Annotated in this window: 14 protein-coding genes and 1 other RNA gene; 9 read left to right on the top strand and 6 right to left on the bottom strand. The window is 38.5% G+C overall.

Features of this window, described 5'->3' with window-relative positions; genetic code table 11:
• Positions 1-28 precede the first annotated feature (28 nt).
• Positions 29-1231 (bottom strand): aromatic amino acid transport family protein, encoded by a 1203-nt coding sequence (locus tag P20652_RS07050; RefSeq protein WP_008169752.1) that lies wholly within the window; start codon positions 1229-1231, stop codon positions 29-31.
• 215 nt (positions 1232-1446) lie between these two features.
• Between P20652_RS07050 and P20652_RS07045 the strand changes: the two genes are divergently transcribed.
• Entirely contained in the window at positions 1447-2340 is an 894-nt protein-coding gene (locus P20652_RS07045) for a DMT family transporter (protein WP_008169754.1), read from the top strand.
• Positions 2341-2345: 5 nt separating this feature from the next.
• Here P20652_RS07045 and P20652_RS07040 read toward each other — a convergent pair whose 3' ends face one another.
• Positions 2346-3224 (bottom strand): OmpA family protein, encoded by an 879-nt coding sequence (locus tag P20652_RS07040; RefSeq protein ID WP_008169756.1) that lies wholly within the window; start codon positions 3222-3224, stop codon positions 2346-2348.
• Between the two features lie 202 nt (positions 3225-3426).
• Here P20652_RS07040 and rnt point away from each other — a divergent pair, with 202 nt between their 5' ends.
• On the top strand, positions 3427-4131 hold the full coding sequence (rnt, locus tag P20652_RS07035; RefSeq protein WP_008169758.1) for a ribonuclease T: 705 nt from the start codon (positions 3427-3429) through the stop codon (positions 4129-4131).
• Here rnt and P20652_RS07030 read toward each other — a convergent pair.
• Positions 4115-5740, bottom strand: coding sequence for a DUF342 domain-containing protein (locus P20652_RS07030; RefSeq protein ID WP_008169761.1), 1626 nt, complete (start codon positions 5738-5740; stop codon positions 4115-4117). The two genes, rnt and P20652_RS07030, sit on opposite strands and share 17 nt — an antisense overlap.
• A gap of 262 nt (positions 5741-6002) precedes the next feature.
• On the opposite strand from P20652_RS07030, the gene ssrA reads away from it, so the two are divergent.
• The 6 genes from ssrA to P20652_RS07005 all read left to right on the top strand — a co-directional run bounded on the left by ssrA (position 6003) and on the right by P20652_RS07005 (position 10325).
• Positions 6003-6359: a transfer-messenger RNA gene (gene ssrA, locus P20652_RS19870) on the top strand.
• 185 nt (positions 6360-6544) lie between these two features.
• Complete coding sequence (locus P20652_RS07025) at positions 6545-7777, top strand: integrase domain-containing protein (RefSeq protein WP_008169763.1); 1233 nt, start codon at positions 6545-6547, stop codon at positions 7775-7777.
• A 1-nt stretch (position 7778) separates the two neighbouring features.
• Entirely contained in the window at positions 7779-8453 is a 675-nt protein-coding gene (locus P20652_RS07020) for a hypothetical protein (RefSeq protein ID WP_008169765.1), read from the top strand.
• A 145-nt stretch (positions 8454-8598) separates the two neighbouring features.
• Entirely contained in the window at positions 8599-8880 is a 282-nt protein-coding gene (locus tag P20652_RS07015; RefSeq protein WP_008169767.1) for an AlpA family transcriptional regulator, read from the top strand.
• A complete protein-coding gene (locus tag P20652_RS07010) occupies positions 8873-9373 on the top strand; it encodes a hypothetical protein (RefSeq protein ID WP_008169768.1) in 501 nt (166 codons plus the stop codon). The genes P20652_RS07015 and P20652_RS07010 overlap by 8 nt, the downstream gene beginning before the upstream one ends.
• A gap of 370 nt (positions 9374-9743) precedes the next feature.
• Complete coding sequence (locus P20652_RS07005) at positions 9744-10325, top strand: inovirus-type Gp2 protein (protein ID WP_008169770.1); 582 nt, start codon at positions 9744-9746, stop codon at positions 10323-10325.
• A 557-nt stretch (positions 10326-10882) separates the two neighbouring features.
• On the opposite strand, the gene P20652_RS07000 is transcribed toward P20652_RS07005, so the two are convergent.
• The 3 genes from P20652_RS07000 to P20652_RS06990 all read right to left on the bottom strand — a co-directional run bounded on the left by P20652_RS07000 (position 10883) and on the right by P20652_RS06990 (position 13489).
• Entirely contained in the window at positions 10883-12019 is a 1137-nt protein-coding gene (locus P20652_RS07000; RefSeq protein ID WP_008169772.1) for a hypothetical protein, read from the bottom strand.
• A 133-nt stretch (positions 12020-12152) separates the two neighbouring features.
• The gene (locus P20652_RS06995; RefSeq protein ID WP_008169774.1) at positions 12153-12449 is read right to left on the bottom strand and encodes a hypothetical protein; all 297 of its coding nucleotides are present in this window, start codon (positions 12447-12449) and stop codon (positions 12153-12155) included.
• 35 nt (positions 12450-12484) lie between these two features.
• Positions 12485-13489, bottom strand: coding sequence for a YHYH protein (locus P20652_RS06990; protein ID WP_008169775.1), 1005 nt, complete (start codon positions 13487-13489; stop codon positions 12485-12487).
• Positions 13490-13673: 184 nt separating this feature from the next.
• On the opposite strand from P20652_RS06990, the gene P20652_RS06985 reads away from it, so the two are divergent.
• Complete coding sequence (locus P20652_RS06985) at positions 13674-14432, top strand: sulfite exporter TauE/SafE family protein (protein ID WP_008169777.1); 759 nt, start codon at positions 13674-13676, stop codon at positions 14430-14432.
• Positions 14433-14501 lie beyond the last annotated feature (69 nt).

The following is a 14501-nucleotide window of genomic DNA, read 5'->3' on the forward strand; positions in this document are numbered from 1 at the left end:
ATCTAAATTAAAGAATTAGCAGTAACCTTTAACCGATAGCAGGAATTAGCCCCGCCATCTGCATAAACTGCGCAGCAATAATCGTTATGCCAAATATAGCTGCTATGCTAAGTCCAACATTCCCACTTTTAACTTGGTAGCCTGTTTTATTTGATGTTGTACGCTGTTTATAAACCATTGCTACAGGCAAAAATATTGCCAGTACGACAAGTGCTATTGCAGCGTAACCTAAAGCCATAATAAAGCCTTGAGGATAGAATAACGCAAAGCCAAGCGGTGGAATAAACGTAATTAAGGCCGTTTTAATTCGGTCCGTTTTATTGTCGCCTTTTTTAAATGTATCAGCAAAAAAATCGAATAATCCTAAACTCACCCCTAAAAATGATGTCGCAAGTGCTAAATCAGCAAATAACTTAACTGCGGTAGCTACATTGGGGTTATCTGCAATACTTGCTACGCTAGATACAAAGCCATTAAGGCCTTGGCTATTGAGTAAATCAGCTTGGCTCATAATACCTTGGCTAAGTAGCTGCCAAAAAATATAAATGACTAAAGGTAGGGCGGCTCCAGCAATCATTACTTTGCGCAGTACTTTTATTTCAACACCAACATATTTAACAATAGAGGGAATAGAACCATGAAAGCCAAACGAAGTAAATATAACCGGTATAGCCGAAAGGATTAATGCTTGCTCTACGGGCATCTCTAATAAGTGCTTACCTTGCACATAAGGAGTAAGCATGTAAAACAAACTAGCTAATACAATAATTTTTATTGTAAATAACACTCTATTTAGTTTATCTACCTTGCTAGTGCCCAGCGTTACCACACTTGCAATAATAACAGCGAGGATCACAGATCCAAACTGTGGGGCTATATTCACATCAAAGCCTATATTTATACGCGCTTGAAGTTGTGCACCACCACCTGCAATATAGGCGGCGCATAAAGCGTAAAATAAAAAAACCATCGAAAAATTCGCGATGTATTGTCCGCGCTTTCCAAGCCATAATTTAGCCAATGTATTTAATGTTGCATCGCGTGGTGCGTATTGGTGTAGCTCTAACATAAGTAGTGCGGTGTAGGTCATTAGTAACCAGCTAGCAATTATTAATGCAAGTGCAGTACTAAACCCAAGCCCGGCAGATGCAATTGGCAATGCCAACATACCCGCACCAATAGTTGTGCCTGCAACAATTAACATGCTTCCAGTTGTTTTATTTTTAAGCACTTAATTACCTTAATTATTATTAATATTGATGCACCATATAACTAGTTGCTCAAATCTCAAATAGTTTTGTAATAAAAGAGCGGTATTAAAATGTAACTTACAATTTACAACTGTATTTATTAAGGACTTTAGTGTTTAAAAAGTACTAAAACAGGGTAGTGAGCGTATACTTTATTCTTTGTTTTATTCATTCATATAAAGCGTAGGGATGGCACGTGCCAGTTAAAGTATCGTATTTTTTAATGGTTCTTATATGGTCTACTACACCACTGGGTATAGTGTGGAGTAGTGAAACTGTATCGCCAACACTTGCAGTGCTAATGCGAATGCTGGTGGGGCTATTGTTAGGCGGCTTAATTGTTGCTATTACAAATATTAGAGTGCCTTGGAGCAAAAATGCATGCTTACTTTATTTTTATTCGAGTATAGGTATTTTTGGCGGTATGTTGCTGAGCTATATGGCAGCTAAAACAGTCCCTTCTGGTATTATTTCGCTAATGTTTGGCCTTGCACCTATTTTGTCGGGATTGCTTGCTCAACAATTATTAAATGAACCTAAATTTAGCCCGATTAAATTAGTTGCGTTAGCGTGCGCCTTAATTGGCTTATATTTTGTTAGCTATAACCAAGTACAAAGCTCGCAAACTCAAGGGCTTGGGTTACTTTATGTGTTTATGGCTGTTTGCTTTTTTAGTTTAAGTGGTGTGATGATTAAGCGCGTACAGATTGCGATTCATCCTATGGCAACAACATTTGGTGCCTTAGTTTTTGTAACCCCACTCTTTTTTATTGCTTGGTGGTTATTAGATGGTGAATTGCATATACAAAACTGGAGTGCAAAATCATTATGGGCAATTGGTTATTTAGGTGTGTTTGGATCTTTAGTTGGGGCTTTGGCGTATTTTCATGTATTGCAAAACCTAAATGCAAGCACGGTATCACTTACTACGCTCATAACTCCTAGCTTTGCGTTAGGCTTAGGAGCTTGGCTAAACAATGAGCCATTAAGCCAAGAGTTAATCATTGGTGCGGTTATTATTTTAATTAGTCTGGGTTTTTTCCAATTTGGTGATAAGTTTTTAAGGCTAAAGAAAGTAAACACACATTAGCTTTACTACATTTTTTCAATTTGAATAATTAAACGACGGTTTTTGTCTCGGCTTAAAATGTTATCGTTATTATCAACAAAGCGTTTTTCACCGAAACCGGTTGTTTGTACTTTTGCTTCATCAACACCCAAGCTCACCATATAATCTTTTATAGTTTTGGCGCGCTTGCGCGATAAATCTAAGTTATTCCAGCGTCCGCCATAGCTATCAGTGTATGAGTCAATACTAATGGACTCTATGCTTGCATCATTTTTTAAATACTCAGCAATCTTATCAAGGCGTTGTTGCGACGATTTGGTTAATTTACTGCTGTTAGATTGATAGTTCATTACAGTAAACGAAATATCTTCAAAGCTGTAAGGAAGTAGCTCATCACGGCACTGTAAAAAAGCCCAGTAAGCTTGTTTAAAGTTTACGCTCGATATACCAACGGCAATTTTATCGGCACTGTTTTGCCAGTCTTGATAATAAAAAGTAGGGTAGTAGCCTTTTTCAAGCTCGGTGAGCATCTCCCATGCTGTTTTATTGCCTAGCTCGCCATCAAATTTTTTAAGTAATTTCATGTTTGCAATATCGCGAGCGGGTAATCCTGCACGCCATGTAGGTGGCACAGCTTTTAAGCCAGCAATTGCGTAGTTATCTGGGCGTACAACCATATCTAAATTAAACGTTAAGTTTTTATTTTTACTTGCTGAAGCTTTAAAAATAGCTTCACCGTAATAAGGAACTTCATGATTCAATTGGCATTGTAAGCGCGTTTTTTTAACGACTTCCCAGCTGGAATTGTCTTGAGTTGCTGTGTATTGGCGCATAGCAGCTTGTGAGTGAGTACTGTAAAGCACTGCACTTATACTAAGGCTAATAAATAACAACTTATACTTCATGGTGCTCTCCAGCTATCCGGGAATGCCAATAATTTGGCAAATTAACGACTGCAATGATTAGTTTGTTCTCTATATAACTAACTTATAAGTTAAAGCAAGTTATGTGCCTATAATTTTAAAGCAATAAATACTTAAATCTCCTAGCCTAGGGGGCATCAATTTTGACATAATAGTCAGCTTACACGTATAAACAAAGAAGACTATGGCAAATACTGAGCAAACACCTTTCGCAAAACGCTTTCGTGGATTTTTTCCTGTTGTTATTGATGTTGAAACTGCAGGTTTTAACAAAGAAACAGATGCCTTATTAGAAATAGCAGCCTCTGTTTTAAAAATGGATGACGAAGGACTGCTCAGCATAGATCATACTGTTCATTTTCATGTTCAGCCATTCGAAGGCGCTAATATAGAACAAGCAGCCATCGACTTTAACGGTATAGACCCATTTTCACCATTACGTGGCGCAGTACCTGAAGACGAAGTAATTAAAGAAATATGTAAAGTTGTACGCAAAGCGCAAAAGGCCGCTGGGTGCCAACGCTCAGTTATTGTGGCGCATAATGCCGCATTCGATCATGGCTTTTTAAACGCAGCAATAGAGCGTAATAACATTAAGCGTACGCCATTTCACCCGTTCGTAAGCTTTGATACAACATCTTTAGCGGGTTTAGCGTTAGGGCAAACTGTATTAGCAAAAGCATGTAGAGCGGCAGGTATCGAGTTTGATAACAGCCAAGCGCACTCAGCGCTTTACGACACAGAACGTACAGCCGAGCTTTATTGTTTAATAGTAAATCGCTGGCAGCAATTAGGTGGTTGGCCATTAGCGCCAACCGACGATTGTGGCGCTGGTGCCGAAGTTGAAACTGAAACACAAAATGACGAAGAAACTAAAACGTCTGAGTAATTTTACCCTCAGTTAACTTAACTAGGTGGGGCGGGTAAATACGCGAAAATTGTTTAGAATCTTTCGCTATTTTAAGCTCCACGCCCGGGTGCATTAGTTCATTTACTTTTAAACGGCTACTGGCAAGTAATTGCACTATTTTTTGCTTAATGAGTAGTTTTTGACGATGAATATGCGCAGAGCGTATTTTTATATGCTTTTCATTTTCAGTTATTTTATTCATTAATTGCTGGCGCTGAGCAGCCCCCGCTATTTTACTCGCTTTTTCACGAGCCTGTTGTAAAGTGGTTACTTTAGTCGCAAGTACTTTTTCAAAATCGGTTATTTGTGTTTGCTTTTGGCGAAGCTCAAACCAGAGTTGCGCTAAAAATACGCGCGTTTTAGTACCGGCTGGCGCGCCTAGCTCACCCGTTTCAATGCGCATAGCATCTAAAATATTACCACCAATAATTTTACCTCGCGGGTCATTTGCTTTGCCTACACGTATTAATCGCCTAGCACTTAAATCACAATGCAGAGCTTGGCGTTCAATAAACAAATCTTGTTCGGATTTAATATTGCAGTACTGAGCATAACCAATAGAAATAGTTCGTTGAGCGGTTATTGAGCATGTAAATGCTTCCTCGCCTTCACGTTTTCTACCAATTGCGCCAAGCATAATGGTTACCGCGCTTTTACTTTCAACAGTTCCTGATTCTACAAAACCAAGTACCGTAATATCACCATTGGCTTTTACGCGCATACCGTCTTTAATATCGCCAGAAATAATTACGCTACCATCAAAATCAACATGGCCTGTGCTTACATCTACGTTATCAAAGCATAAAACATCATCTACACGCATACCACGGGGTAGTGCAACGGGCACACCTTTGCAGTCGGCAATAAGCATATTAGGATTATTAGGATCTACCTTTGTACCTTCGAAAGGCTGGAGTTGGTGATCTTTACCTGGTTTTGCACTAATTGAATCGCCAAATACTGTATAGCCTTCTTCACCGGGGGTCGCGGCAATACGCTGCATTAAGGGAGTACCCGGTTTTACGGTGATAATAGCGCCAAGGTTTTTCATATCAACCTTACCGCCTTCTTTAGCTTGTGGGCTAAGTACTCGGTCTTGGGCTGTGGAGCATAAACGCACAAATTTAGCGTCACTGCCTTCTTTTGGGTTACGCCCATGAGCAATTATGGCACTGTAAGCGCTTCCTGCTGGTTGCTCAAACTGCTTGCCTAAAAAGGTATCAAGCGCGCGTGGGCTAATTCCTTTTTTAACACCTGCATTAGCAAGCGCTTTTTGCGCACCTTCCATAGACAAAAGCGCGCCACCTTTAGCGGTCGTTAATGTTGCTTCTGCGACCATGTTTTTTTCATCAATATTAATAACAAGCGACGCATCTACCGCTTTAGCAACGACAAGCGATACTTCCTGATAATTTTTAGTTGGCGCAAAAAGCTTTCCAATATTAGCAATGACAGCTTCGTGCTCACTAAACTCTGATTGTTTGAGCATTTGCGTAAGTTGAGTACTCGTAACAGGAAAGCCACTATCAATAGGGTGACTAACTAAAGAGACAAACCCTGTATTTTGATCAAATGAAAAAACCGACATTTATTAATTCCCTACTCTATGCCTGTTATTATTTTGTTTTTTACAACTAAAGGTTTAGAAATGGCAAAAACCTTAACTCCTCATTTGAACACAGGTTAAACACATTGTTAAGTAAATGTTTATATGAGCTTAAATAAACTAAATTTTGATTGTTTAATAAGCGATTGGTGCATGCAATTAAAATAAAGCGTTACTAGGCCTTGAGTATCAGTACTTTACTCAGTTATACTGTTTGCACGCTCTGAATTGAGTTACTAATTCAGGGGCTGATTAGGATTCGACGGAATTCAAGAAGCCCAAGGTGCATGTCGAGGTGCGGTTTGCCTCGTTAAACAGCCGCAACCTAAAGTAATCGCAAACGACGATAACTACTCTCTAGCAGCTTAGGCTGGCTAGCGCTCCTTCCATGTATTCTTGTGGACTGGATTTTGGAGTGTCACCCTAACACCTGATCGCGACGGAAACCCTGGCCGGGGTTGAAGCGCTAAAACTAAGCGGCCTCGCCTTTACTTACCGTGTTTGTCCGGGACTTAAAGGTTAATTAAATGACAATACTAAACATGTAGTACCGACGGTCGAGGCTTTTCGGACGGGGGTTCAAATCCCCCCAGCTCCACCAATAAAGGTTTTTAGATATGTTGCTAAGAACCGTAAAAGACCCGCAACGCTAGTTAATTCGAGCCTTGCGGGTTTTTTTATGCCTATCGTTTAACCATTAGTGACCGTTTAAAACTTGTAACAACCGCGATTTGTTGTAACACTAAACGTAACAACTGGAAAATTACATAGGGATCGTTGTTACAAATGGCTATTCACAAACTTAATGCAAAACAGGTCGAGGCAGCTAAACCAGAGGCTAAAGAATATAACCTTACTGATGGTGGCGGCTTAACATTACGAATAAAGCCCAGCGGTGGTAAGTTTTGGCTTTATAACTACACAGCGCCCGTTACAAAAAAACGTAAAAATATGGGGCTTGGCTCATTCCCTGATATTACCCTTGCTAAAGCCCGTGAGCGCCATAAAAAATATAAAGCCCTAGTGCTTGATAATATCGACCCTATCCACCAGCGCCAGCTAGATGAAAAGCAAGCACAAGAAACCCACTTACAAACATTTAAAGCAGTTGCTTTGATGTGGTACGAAAAAAAGAAAACAGAAATAAAACCACAAACAGCACAAGCAGCTTTAAATTTATTAACTAATCATGCTTTTCCTGCATTTGGTAATGAGCCAATAAGCCAATTAAAAGCGTTTCAAGTAATAGAGCTAGTGCGCCCCATAGAAGCTAAGGGCAGCTTAGAAACAGTTAAGCGAGTATGTCAGCGTATAAATGAAGTAATGGTGCACGCTGTTAACTGTGGGCTTATAGAGGCTAATCCGCTTACGAACATTCGACAAGCATTTCAAGCACCGAAAAAAATAGCTATGCCGTCTATTAACCCTGATAGGCTACCCGAGCTAATGAGCGCGTTAAATCGCGCCAGTATCAAGCTACCAACACGTTGTTTAATAGAATGGCAGTTACACACCATGACGCGCCCAAATGAGGCTGCAACGGCTAAATGGCAAGATATAGACTTTAATACAGGCGTTTGGATTATCCCCGCAGAGCAAATGAAAAAAGGCATTGAACAACGTATACCGCTAACCCCGCAAACACTCGCTTTACTTGATGTAATGAAACCTATTAGTCAGCACCGCGAATATGTATTTCCAGCCGATAGAGATCCCCGCAGTCATGCAAACGTGCAAACAGCTAATGCAGCACTCAAGCGTATGGGCTTTAAAGGTGAACTGGTGGCGCATGGTTTACGCTCGCTTGCTAGTACAGCACTTAACGCGCAGGGTTTTGATCCTGACGTAATAGAGTCAGCACTAGCGCATGTTGACACAAACGAGGTAAGACGCGCATACAACCGTACAGATTACTTTGAGCGCAGAAAAAAAATGATGTGCTGGTGGTCTGAACACATTGAAAGTGCAGCACACGGCAGTAGCTCATTGGCTGGAATTAAAGGATTAAAGGCGGTTTGATATGGAGAATGATATTAAAGAAATAGAAAAAGTAACTAAGGTTAAAATTAATTCACCTGAACTCAAAGAGATTACTTCCAATATATCTCAAGAGGCTAGATATTTGCTGGGCTTACACGGTTCTTATGTTGAAATTAAATATAAAAATTCGAATGCAATCGAAAGAATTCCAGCACATCGTTTCGTAGAAAAAGCAATTCAATATGCTAAAGATAGTGGAGATGAGTCACTATTAGATAAAGTTTTCGACCTTGGTTTAGATGAGATATTTAATAAAACTGAACTCAAAAGAGATTACTCAGGTTATAGAAACAAAACTCATAAAAATAAGGGGGGAAGACCTAAAGAATCTTCATTAATAGAAAGGCGTTTATGTTATTGGACTAAAATTCAAGAGCATAGAAATCAGGGGTTAACACTGGCTTTAGCTATAGAAGCAGTGGCACTTGAAATAAAATGCACGCCTGATTATTTAGAGGGGCAATATAAAGCCCAGCAAAAAGAAAATTTAAAAGTAAAAAAACTAAAAGAAAAAAAGGCAAAAGAAGCCAATCGTTATATGAAGATCGGCAATTCAAGTTTTATTTCAGATAAAGGGATTGCTGAGTTTGTAAATGATGAGCTAGAAACAAGTAGCGATATTGCATTGGCAGTTAAAAATGTTAGTAAAAAATAAAACAAGACGAAAAAGTATGCCTTAATGCATATAAAAAATATTTTGTAAAGGGTGATAACTTAACCTCCTAGTTATCACCCTTACTCAATCTAATCAAAACCTCCACAATTAAGTCTCAACCAATAACGCACTTAGAGGCTTTTTAATGATCACTAACTTAAATTTAATCCGTAAATCACAAGTCCAAGAACGCTATGCATGCGGCAAAACTCTTTGCCAGAATAAAATCAATGAGGGCTTAATCCCACCACCTTTAAAGTTAGGCAGTCGAGGCGTTGCTTTTTACGAAAGTGAAATAAACGCAACGCTTGCCGTCACTATCGCAGGCTACACCGATGAGCAAATTAAACAGTTTGTTCGTGACCTAGTAGCAAAGCGCAAAGACCTACTTAAACAATACACTCACTTGGAGGCAGCTAATGATTAATTTAAATGAACTACCAACACCAATCCATTTAGATGATTTAGAAAAATTAGCACCAGCAGCTTTTGAGGAGTTAGTTAGAATGAACATTATTCACCGTTCAATTGTACTTGCTTGGCTCAATGGGCGCTCAACAAGCCCAGTCGGTAGAGGTTATGCCGATGTAGAAATTGATAAGGAAGATGCAAAGCATAGTCACCTTAAAATGAAGTACTTTATTGATTATAGAAGTAAGCCTGAATTAGGGCGAAAAGTCTCGCACTTAATGACTGAAAAGCAGCGGTTAGATTTTTTTAATAACCGAGACTCACAGCGAGAACGGGTAAAATGCAGAGTTAAAAAGGAAAGGGTGGAAAGGTGGGAAAAGAGTCTCATTAAAATTTATGAGCATCTTGGTCTTGAACGGATCAAAAGTATTATTGCAACCGAACACTTTAAAAACACTTGCGCGGCTAATGACCCTATCTTTGATAAAGAAAAGCCGACTAAGAATTAGTTAGGCGGCTTAATATTTTGATATATAACTTAGTGCTGGTGGCATGGCTAAATGCGCCCCAGCACTTTATAAAATACAGTATAAATAACTTTACCTCTACTAGGTTGATCAATAGACAAATGTAAGTAAGCACTATCGTTATGAGAGCCTTATTTATTTACACTTACTTGGCTAATCGAGAATCATGGTTGTTAACGGCATTATTTAATAGGTTTAGTGACTGATTTTATCGTGTGCTGTTAGTAAATGTTAACTTGTGATGACTTAGCCAGCATAAATTGTTGTTATTGGATTGCGTACAGTGGCGTTTTAAATGGTTCGGTTATTTTTATTATCTATTCACTATCACTATTCTCTATAGGCTCTTACATTGGCTAATTATCATCATGTGAGTCATTCACCAGTTATCAATCATCAAGATAATTTGTGGATGGTAAACTCACAGCCAAGCGGGATATATACAAAGCAAATGAAAAGCATGCTTAATCAACTTGAAGCTGTTTTAACGCATTACAGCCAAGTTTTGATATTGAGGTTTGATATTCGTACATTTGCTTACACTGATGACAATAATGTAATTACAGGTTTGTTTACTTACCTACTGAGGCATTTAAAGCAAACGTATCAAACTGATAATATCGGCTATCATTGGACTAGGGAGCAAGAAAAAGCTAAACAGCAGCACTATCATTGTGTTTTGATTTTAGATGCTAATAAGGTAAGGCATCCAAGCAGGATCAATAATTTCATTCTTGAAATGGGCAATACCCACAATGTTCGTCCATGGATTCCTGAAAATTGCTTTTACCGCTTTAAGCGAAATGAAGTTAATGTAAAGCAGAATGCAATATACAGAATATCGTACTTGGCTAAGGCTCGCGGTAAAGGTTATAAACCACCACAAGTTAAGAATCATGGCTCTAGTCGAATAAAAGCTAAAAGCAGCGTATAGCCTCATACAGTCGTAAATGCATTGCGGTAAAGAAAGTGTTTCCCGACTATAAAAGAAACCATAAAAAACTTAGCAAAACCTAGCAAAACCTAGCATATGATAGTTGTCAAAACTTGATTTAATCAGCTGTTATAAATTTATTGGGCTCATCAAAACCTAATTTAAAGTTAAGTTTTGTTAAGTTTTAATAAGCTTCAAGTGCACAAATATAACCTAAATCATCCTAGTCAGCGAGCCTGATAAAACCTGATATTTAAACTAACTCCAAACTATTTAGCCTCTATCTATTTGTGTCGGCTATGGTTAATATTAATAAATCGGTTCAACTGTAGATTGCGAATTTGAACCCACGCAAATGCAAAAAGTAACAACAATAGTAACAACTTGGTTTTCTAGTGGTTTCAATTATTCTATAAATCAATGGCTTGAGGTCTCGGTTAAGACTCCCCCAGCTCCACCAATAAAGGTTTTTGAACTCGTTATTCGAAAACCATAAAAACCCGCAAATTTGTTAATCCAAATTTGCGGGTTTTTTTATGGAATTTATAAAATATAATTTAAGTATTTCTAATTGCGCGTAACTTCATTTTTATCGCAATTATAAAAATACTAAATAACGACAGCATACTTATTAACAACGTTAGATTAAGTATTGGGTTGCAGCTTTGCTCATCCGCATTGGCTGGGGAGGTGTTGGTAGCTTGTGTGTTTTGCTGTTGCCTAATATAGCTTTGGCTGATCCAATCTACCGCGTTTATCCATTGTACTTTGGCGGGATCAGTATTGTTTAGCATTCCTATTGCGTGCTTATCGTTATCTAAGCTTTTTGAAAGTTGTATCAGTTGCTGCCAAAATTCATTTTTAGGACCTAGGTCATCTATTTCTTGCAGGTGCTGTTGTAATTTGTCACCACCCATCGTTTTTATATCAGCTTGTCCGGTACTTTGCGCGTAGCTATTTATTAGCGATGAAAAGCGACTAAAGTATTCATTACTTTTTTGCTGTGAAGCGTTAGCTGTTTGGCTGTTTGTTACTTTTTGTGTTGGTTGATTTAGGCTGTTTTGATCAATCAAATATTGTTTATAGTTTTGGTAACTTAAGTTGTTTGTAGTTGTGTTATTTATAGTTGTGTTATTTAGAGTGCCAAAGTTGTTTTTAAGTGCATTAACACTGATCACTACGCCTATTATGGTCATAATACAAAGTGCGCAATAGCAAAAGTACAATGCGCTTTTTAAAGTGTTACGCAGTAGTTTATATTTATTATAAGGTTGCCTAATAGCTGGCACTGTATTTGGCGCTTCGCCTGTATCTAGGTGTTTGTTTTGTATTGATATACTTTTTCCGTCAGTACTTTCACTAATGTGTTTATCTGTATTTTTACTGTGCTCAGTGAGTGCTATTTGATTATTTTGAGATTGAGAGATTGCAGTAGTGCGCTGAGGTTCTACTTTAGTAACCAACCCTAGTTTTTTAAGAGAGGATTCTGTTTTAACAGCATCAATACTCGATAAGTCTTTTTTTAAAGCGTAAGCTTTTCCATCAAATAACTGAACAACAATATTATGAGGAATGTTAAGAAGTTGGCTGAGTTGCTCTTGGGCAAAGGTAAGGTCAGTATTTTGATATAACTGACCATTAAAAACAATTTTAAATGTAGCGCTCACTTTAGTGCCTTGCTTGTGCAATTCCATTTTAAGAATCTTTTATTATTATTTGATACACAAAGCTAACTTAACAGATAAAGGATATGCTTTCTAATGATTTGTAATTAAAAAAGCCTTAACAAACAGCGTTAAGGCTTTGGCGTGTAGCTGTTACATTACTTTATCGTTTAGCGAGTGATTTTACAGATTGCTTTTGAGCACTTGCTGGTTGGGTTGCTTTGTCTATTAATGTTTCAAGTGGCTTATTTCGAACGCACATAAGTACTTTGTTCATTGCTTGGCATGTGCCTGTCGCTTTTTTATCATGGCTTGTGTAGCTGCAATCTTCATTAATGGCTTTTTCTTCACACGCTTCCCAAGGCGCGTTTGAACCGTGGCCTGCATGGCTTAGCGCTGAGCATGAGGTAGCAAGTAATAAGCCAGTGGTTAGTGCTTTTATTACGTTAAATATTTTCATTATTATCTCAGTTATTTATTTGGCCAGAGTGCGAGTTATCTTGCGGTAGCACCTTTAAAACAACCAATAAACATGTTTTCAGATACATCGGCTGCATGGTAGTGGTATCCGCGTGTATCGTCGGTGTGGCCTCTACATTCGTCTAAATCAGTGGGTTCTAATCCATCTTCGTTAAGCATGCCTAATATACCAAATCCATCGAGTGCATAACCCATCATAGCGGCATGACCGTCTGATTGGATTTGTGTTTGGCTACAACCTGCTTCACCGTGGTAGTGATAACCTGCTACTAAGTTAATATGCCCAGCGCAATCATCAAAGGCGGCAATAGTGTATGCGCCTAAAATAGCATCTACAGGCGCGGGTGCAGCAAGTACAACACCATTGAGAGCAACACCCACGTTGGCGTTACCAATACTGCTATTTTGAGTGGTTGCAACAGGCGATATTGGAATTAAAAATGATTCTGATATACCGCCATCAACATAATCAATAGAGCATTCTACGCAGTGATTTTGGTATTGCTCCTCTACGTTTGGACGTGCAGCGCCATCACACGATTCTTGTGTGTCGGTTACATTTACAAGCCCTGTACCTTCGTCGTATAGCTGCCAATGACTATCGTTATATAATATTGGTAGATTTAAAATAAAGTCGCCGGTTATATCGTAAACCTCACCGCTGCCATCAAACCAAATACCGGCTTCGTCAGCTGTTGAGGTGATATTTTGAGGGCAAAATACACCAATCTCGTAATTTGAAGGCGCACCTGCTATATCAATTTTGTAGCATGAGGCTTCATCGCCATTACTTAGCGTACACGTTTGAGTGGAAATTGATGAAATGAGCGCATCGCTTTCAAAGTTAAAAGGGTCAACTTCTACAACGAAATCGGTTGAAGTATCTGTTGTAGTGCCCTCATCGGTGGTTGTTTCAGTTACCACGGTACTTTCAGCATCGCTACCGTTACAGGCAGCTAAACTCAGTGCGAGTATGCACACTGCAAGCGGTGTCAAAATTGGTGTATTAAATTTTATCATCAGAAATATCCGGTAATGAAGTTGAATGTATAATATTTGTTAAATGTGCAAACAAAGTGCAAAAACAACGCAACATAGTACATAGCCTGAGATAGAGGCTGATAAAGTGGTTATAAATATGTGTAGTACCTTTTATTGTTCAAAATACTGCGACTTAAAAGTACTTAAATAGGCAGAGGAGTTTATGGATTTTTTATTTCCCGACAGTATGTCTTTATTTTTGTTTTTATTGTTAATGATAACCGCTGGCTTTACTTCTTTTATATCTGCTGCATTTGGTGCGGGTGGCGGATTAATGCTGCTTGTTGTTATGGCGTCATTTATGCCCATGGCAGTTGTTGTGCCTGTGCATGGTTTAGTACAGCTTGGCTCTAATGCAAATAGGTTTTTACTCAGCTTTAAGCATATTGATAAAAGCATGTTTGTATATTTTGCGTTAGGCGCCTTAGTAGGGGCGGGGTTATCAAGTTTTGTTATTGATGATATAGCGCTAGATGCCATGAAGTTAGTAGTCGCTATTTTTGTTATTTATTTACTGTGGGGTAAAACGCCACCTATAAAATTAACCTCTAAGCTATGGCGCATGGTCGCCGGTGGAATAACTACTTTTATTTCTATGTTTGTGGGGGCAAGTGGCCCATTAGTTGGTAGCTGTTTATATATAAATAATTACGAAAAGTTAAAATTTACGGCAACGTTTTCGAGCATTATGAGTGTGCAGCATTTATTAAAAGCAATAATTTATGGTGCTGTTGGCTTTAGCTTTTGGCAATGGATGCCGCTTGTAATTGCCATGGTGATAAGTGGCGCTGTCGGAACTTGGTTTGGAATTAAATTACTTAAAAGGATGTCTGGGGATAAATTTAAGCGTATTTTTAGGATAGTTTTAACGTTATTGACGCTACAACTTGGTTGGCAAGGTATTAAAATATTACTCCACTAATTTATTTAGTGGAGTAAATTTAATTTTATTAAACATAAATCACTTAAGCGAATTAAATAACTCACTGCG

Source organism: Pseudoalteromonas sp. BSi20652 (assembly GCF_000239855.1).
In the GTDB taxonomy this organism is placed as follows: Bacteria; Pseudomonadota; Gammaproteobacteria; order Enterobacterales; family Alteromonadaceae; genus Pseudoalteromonas.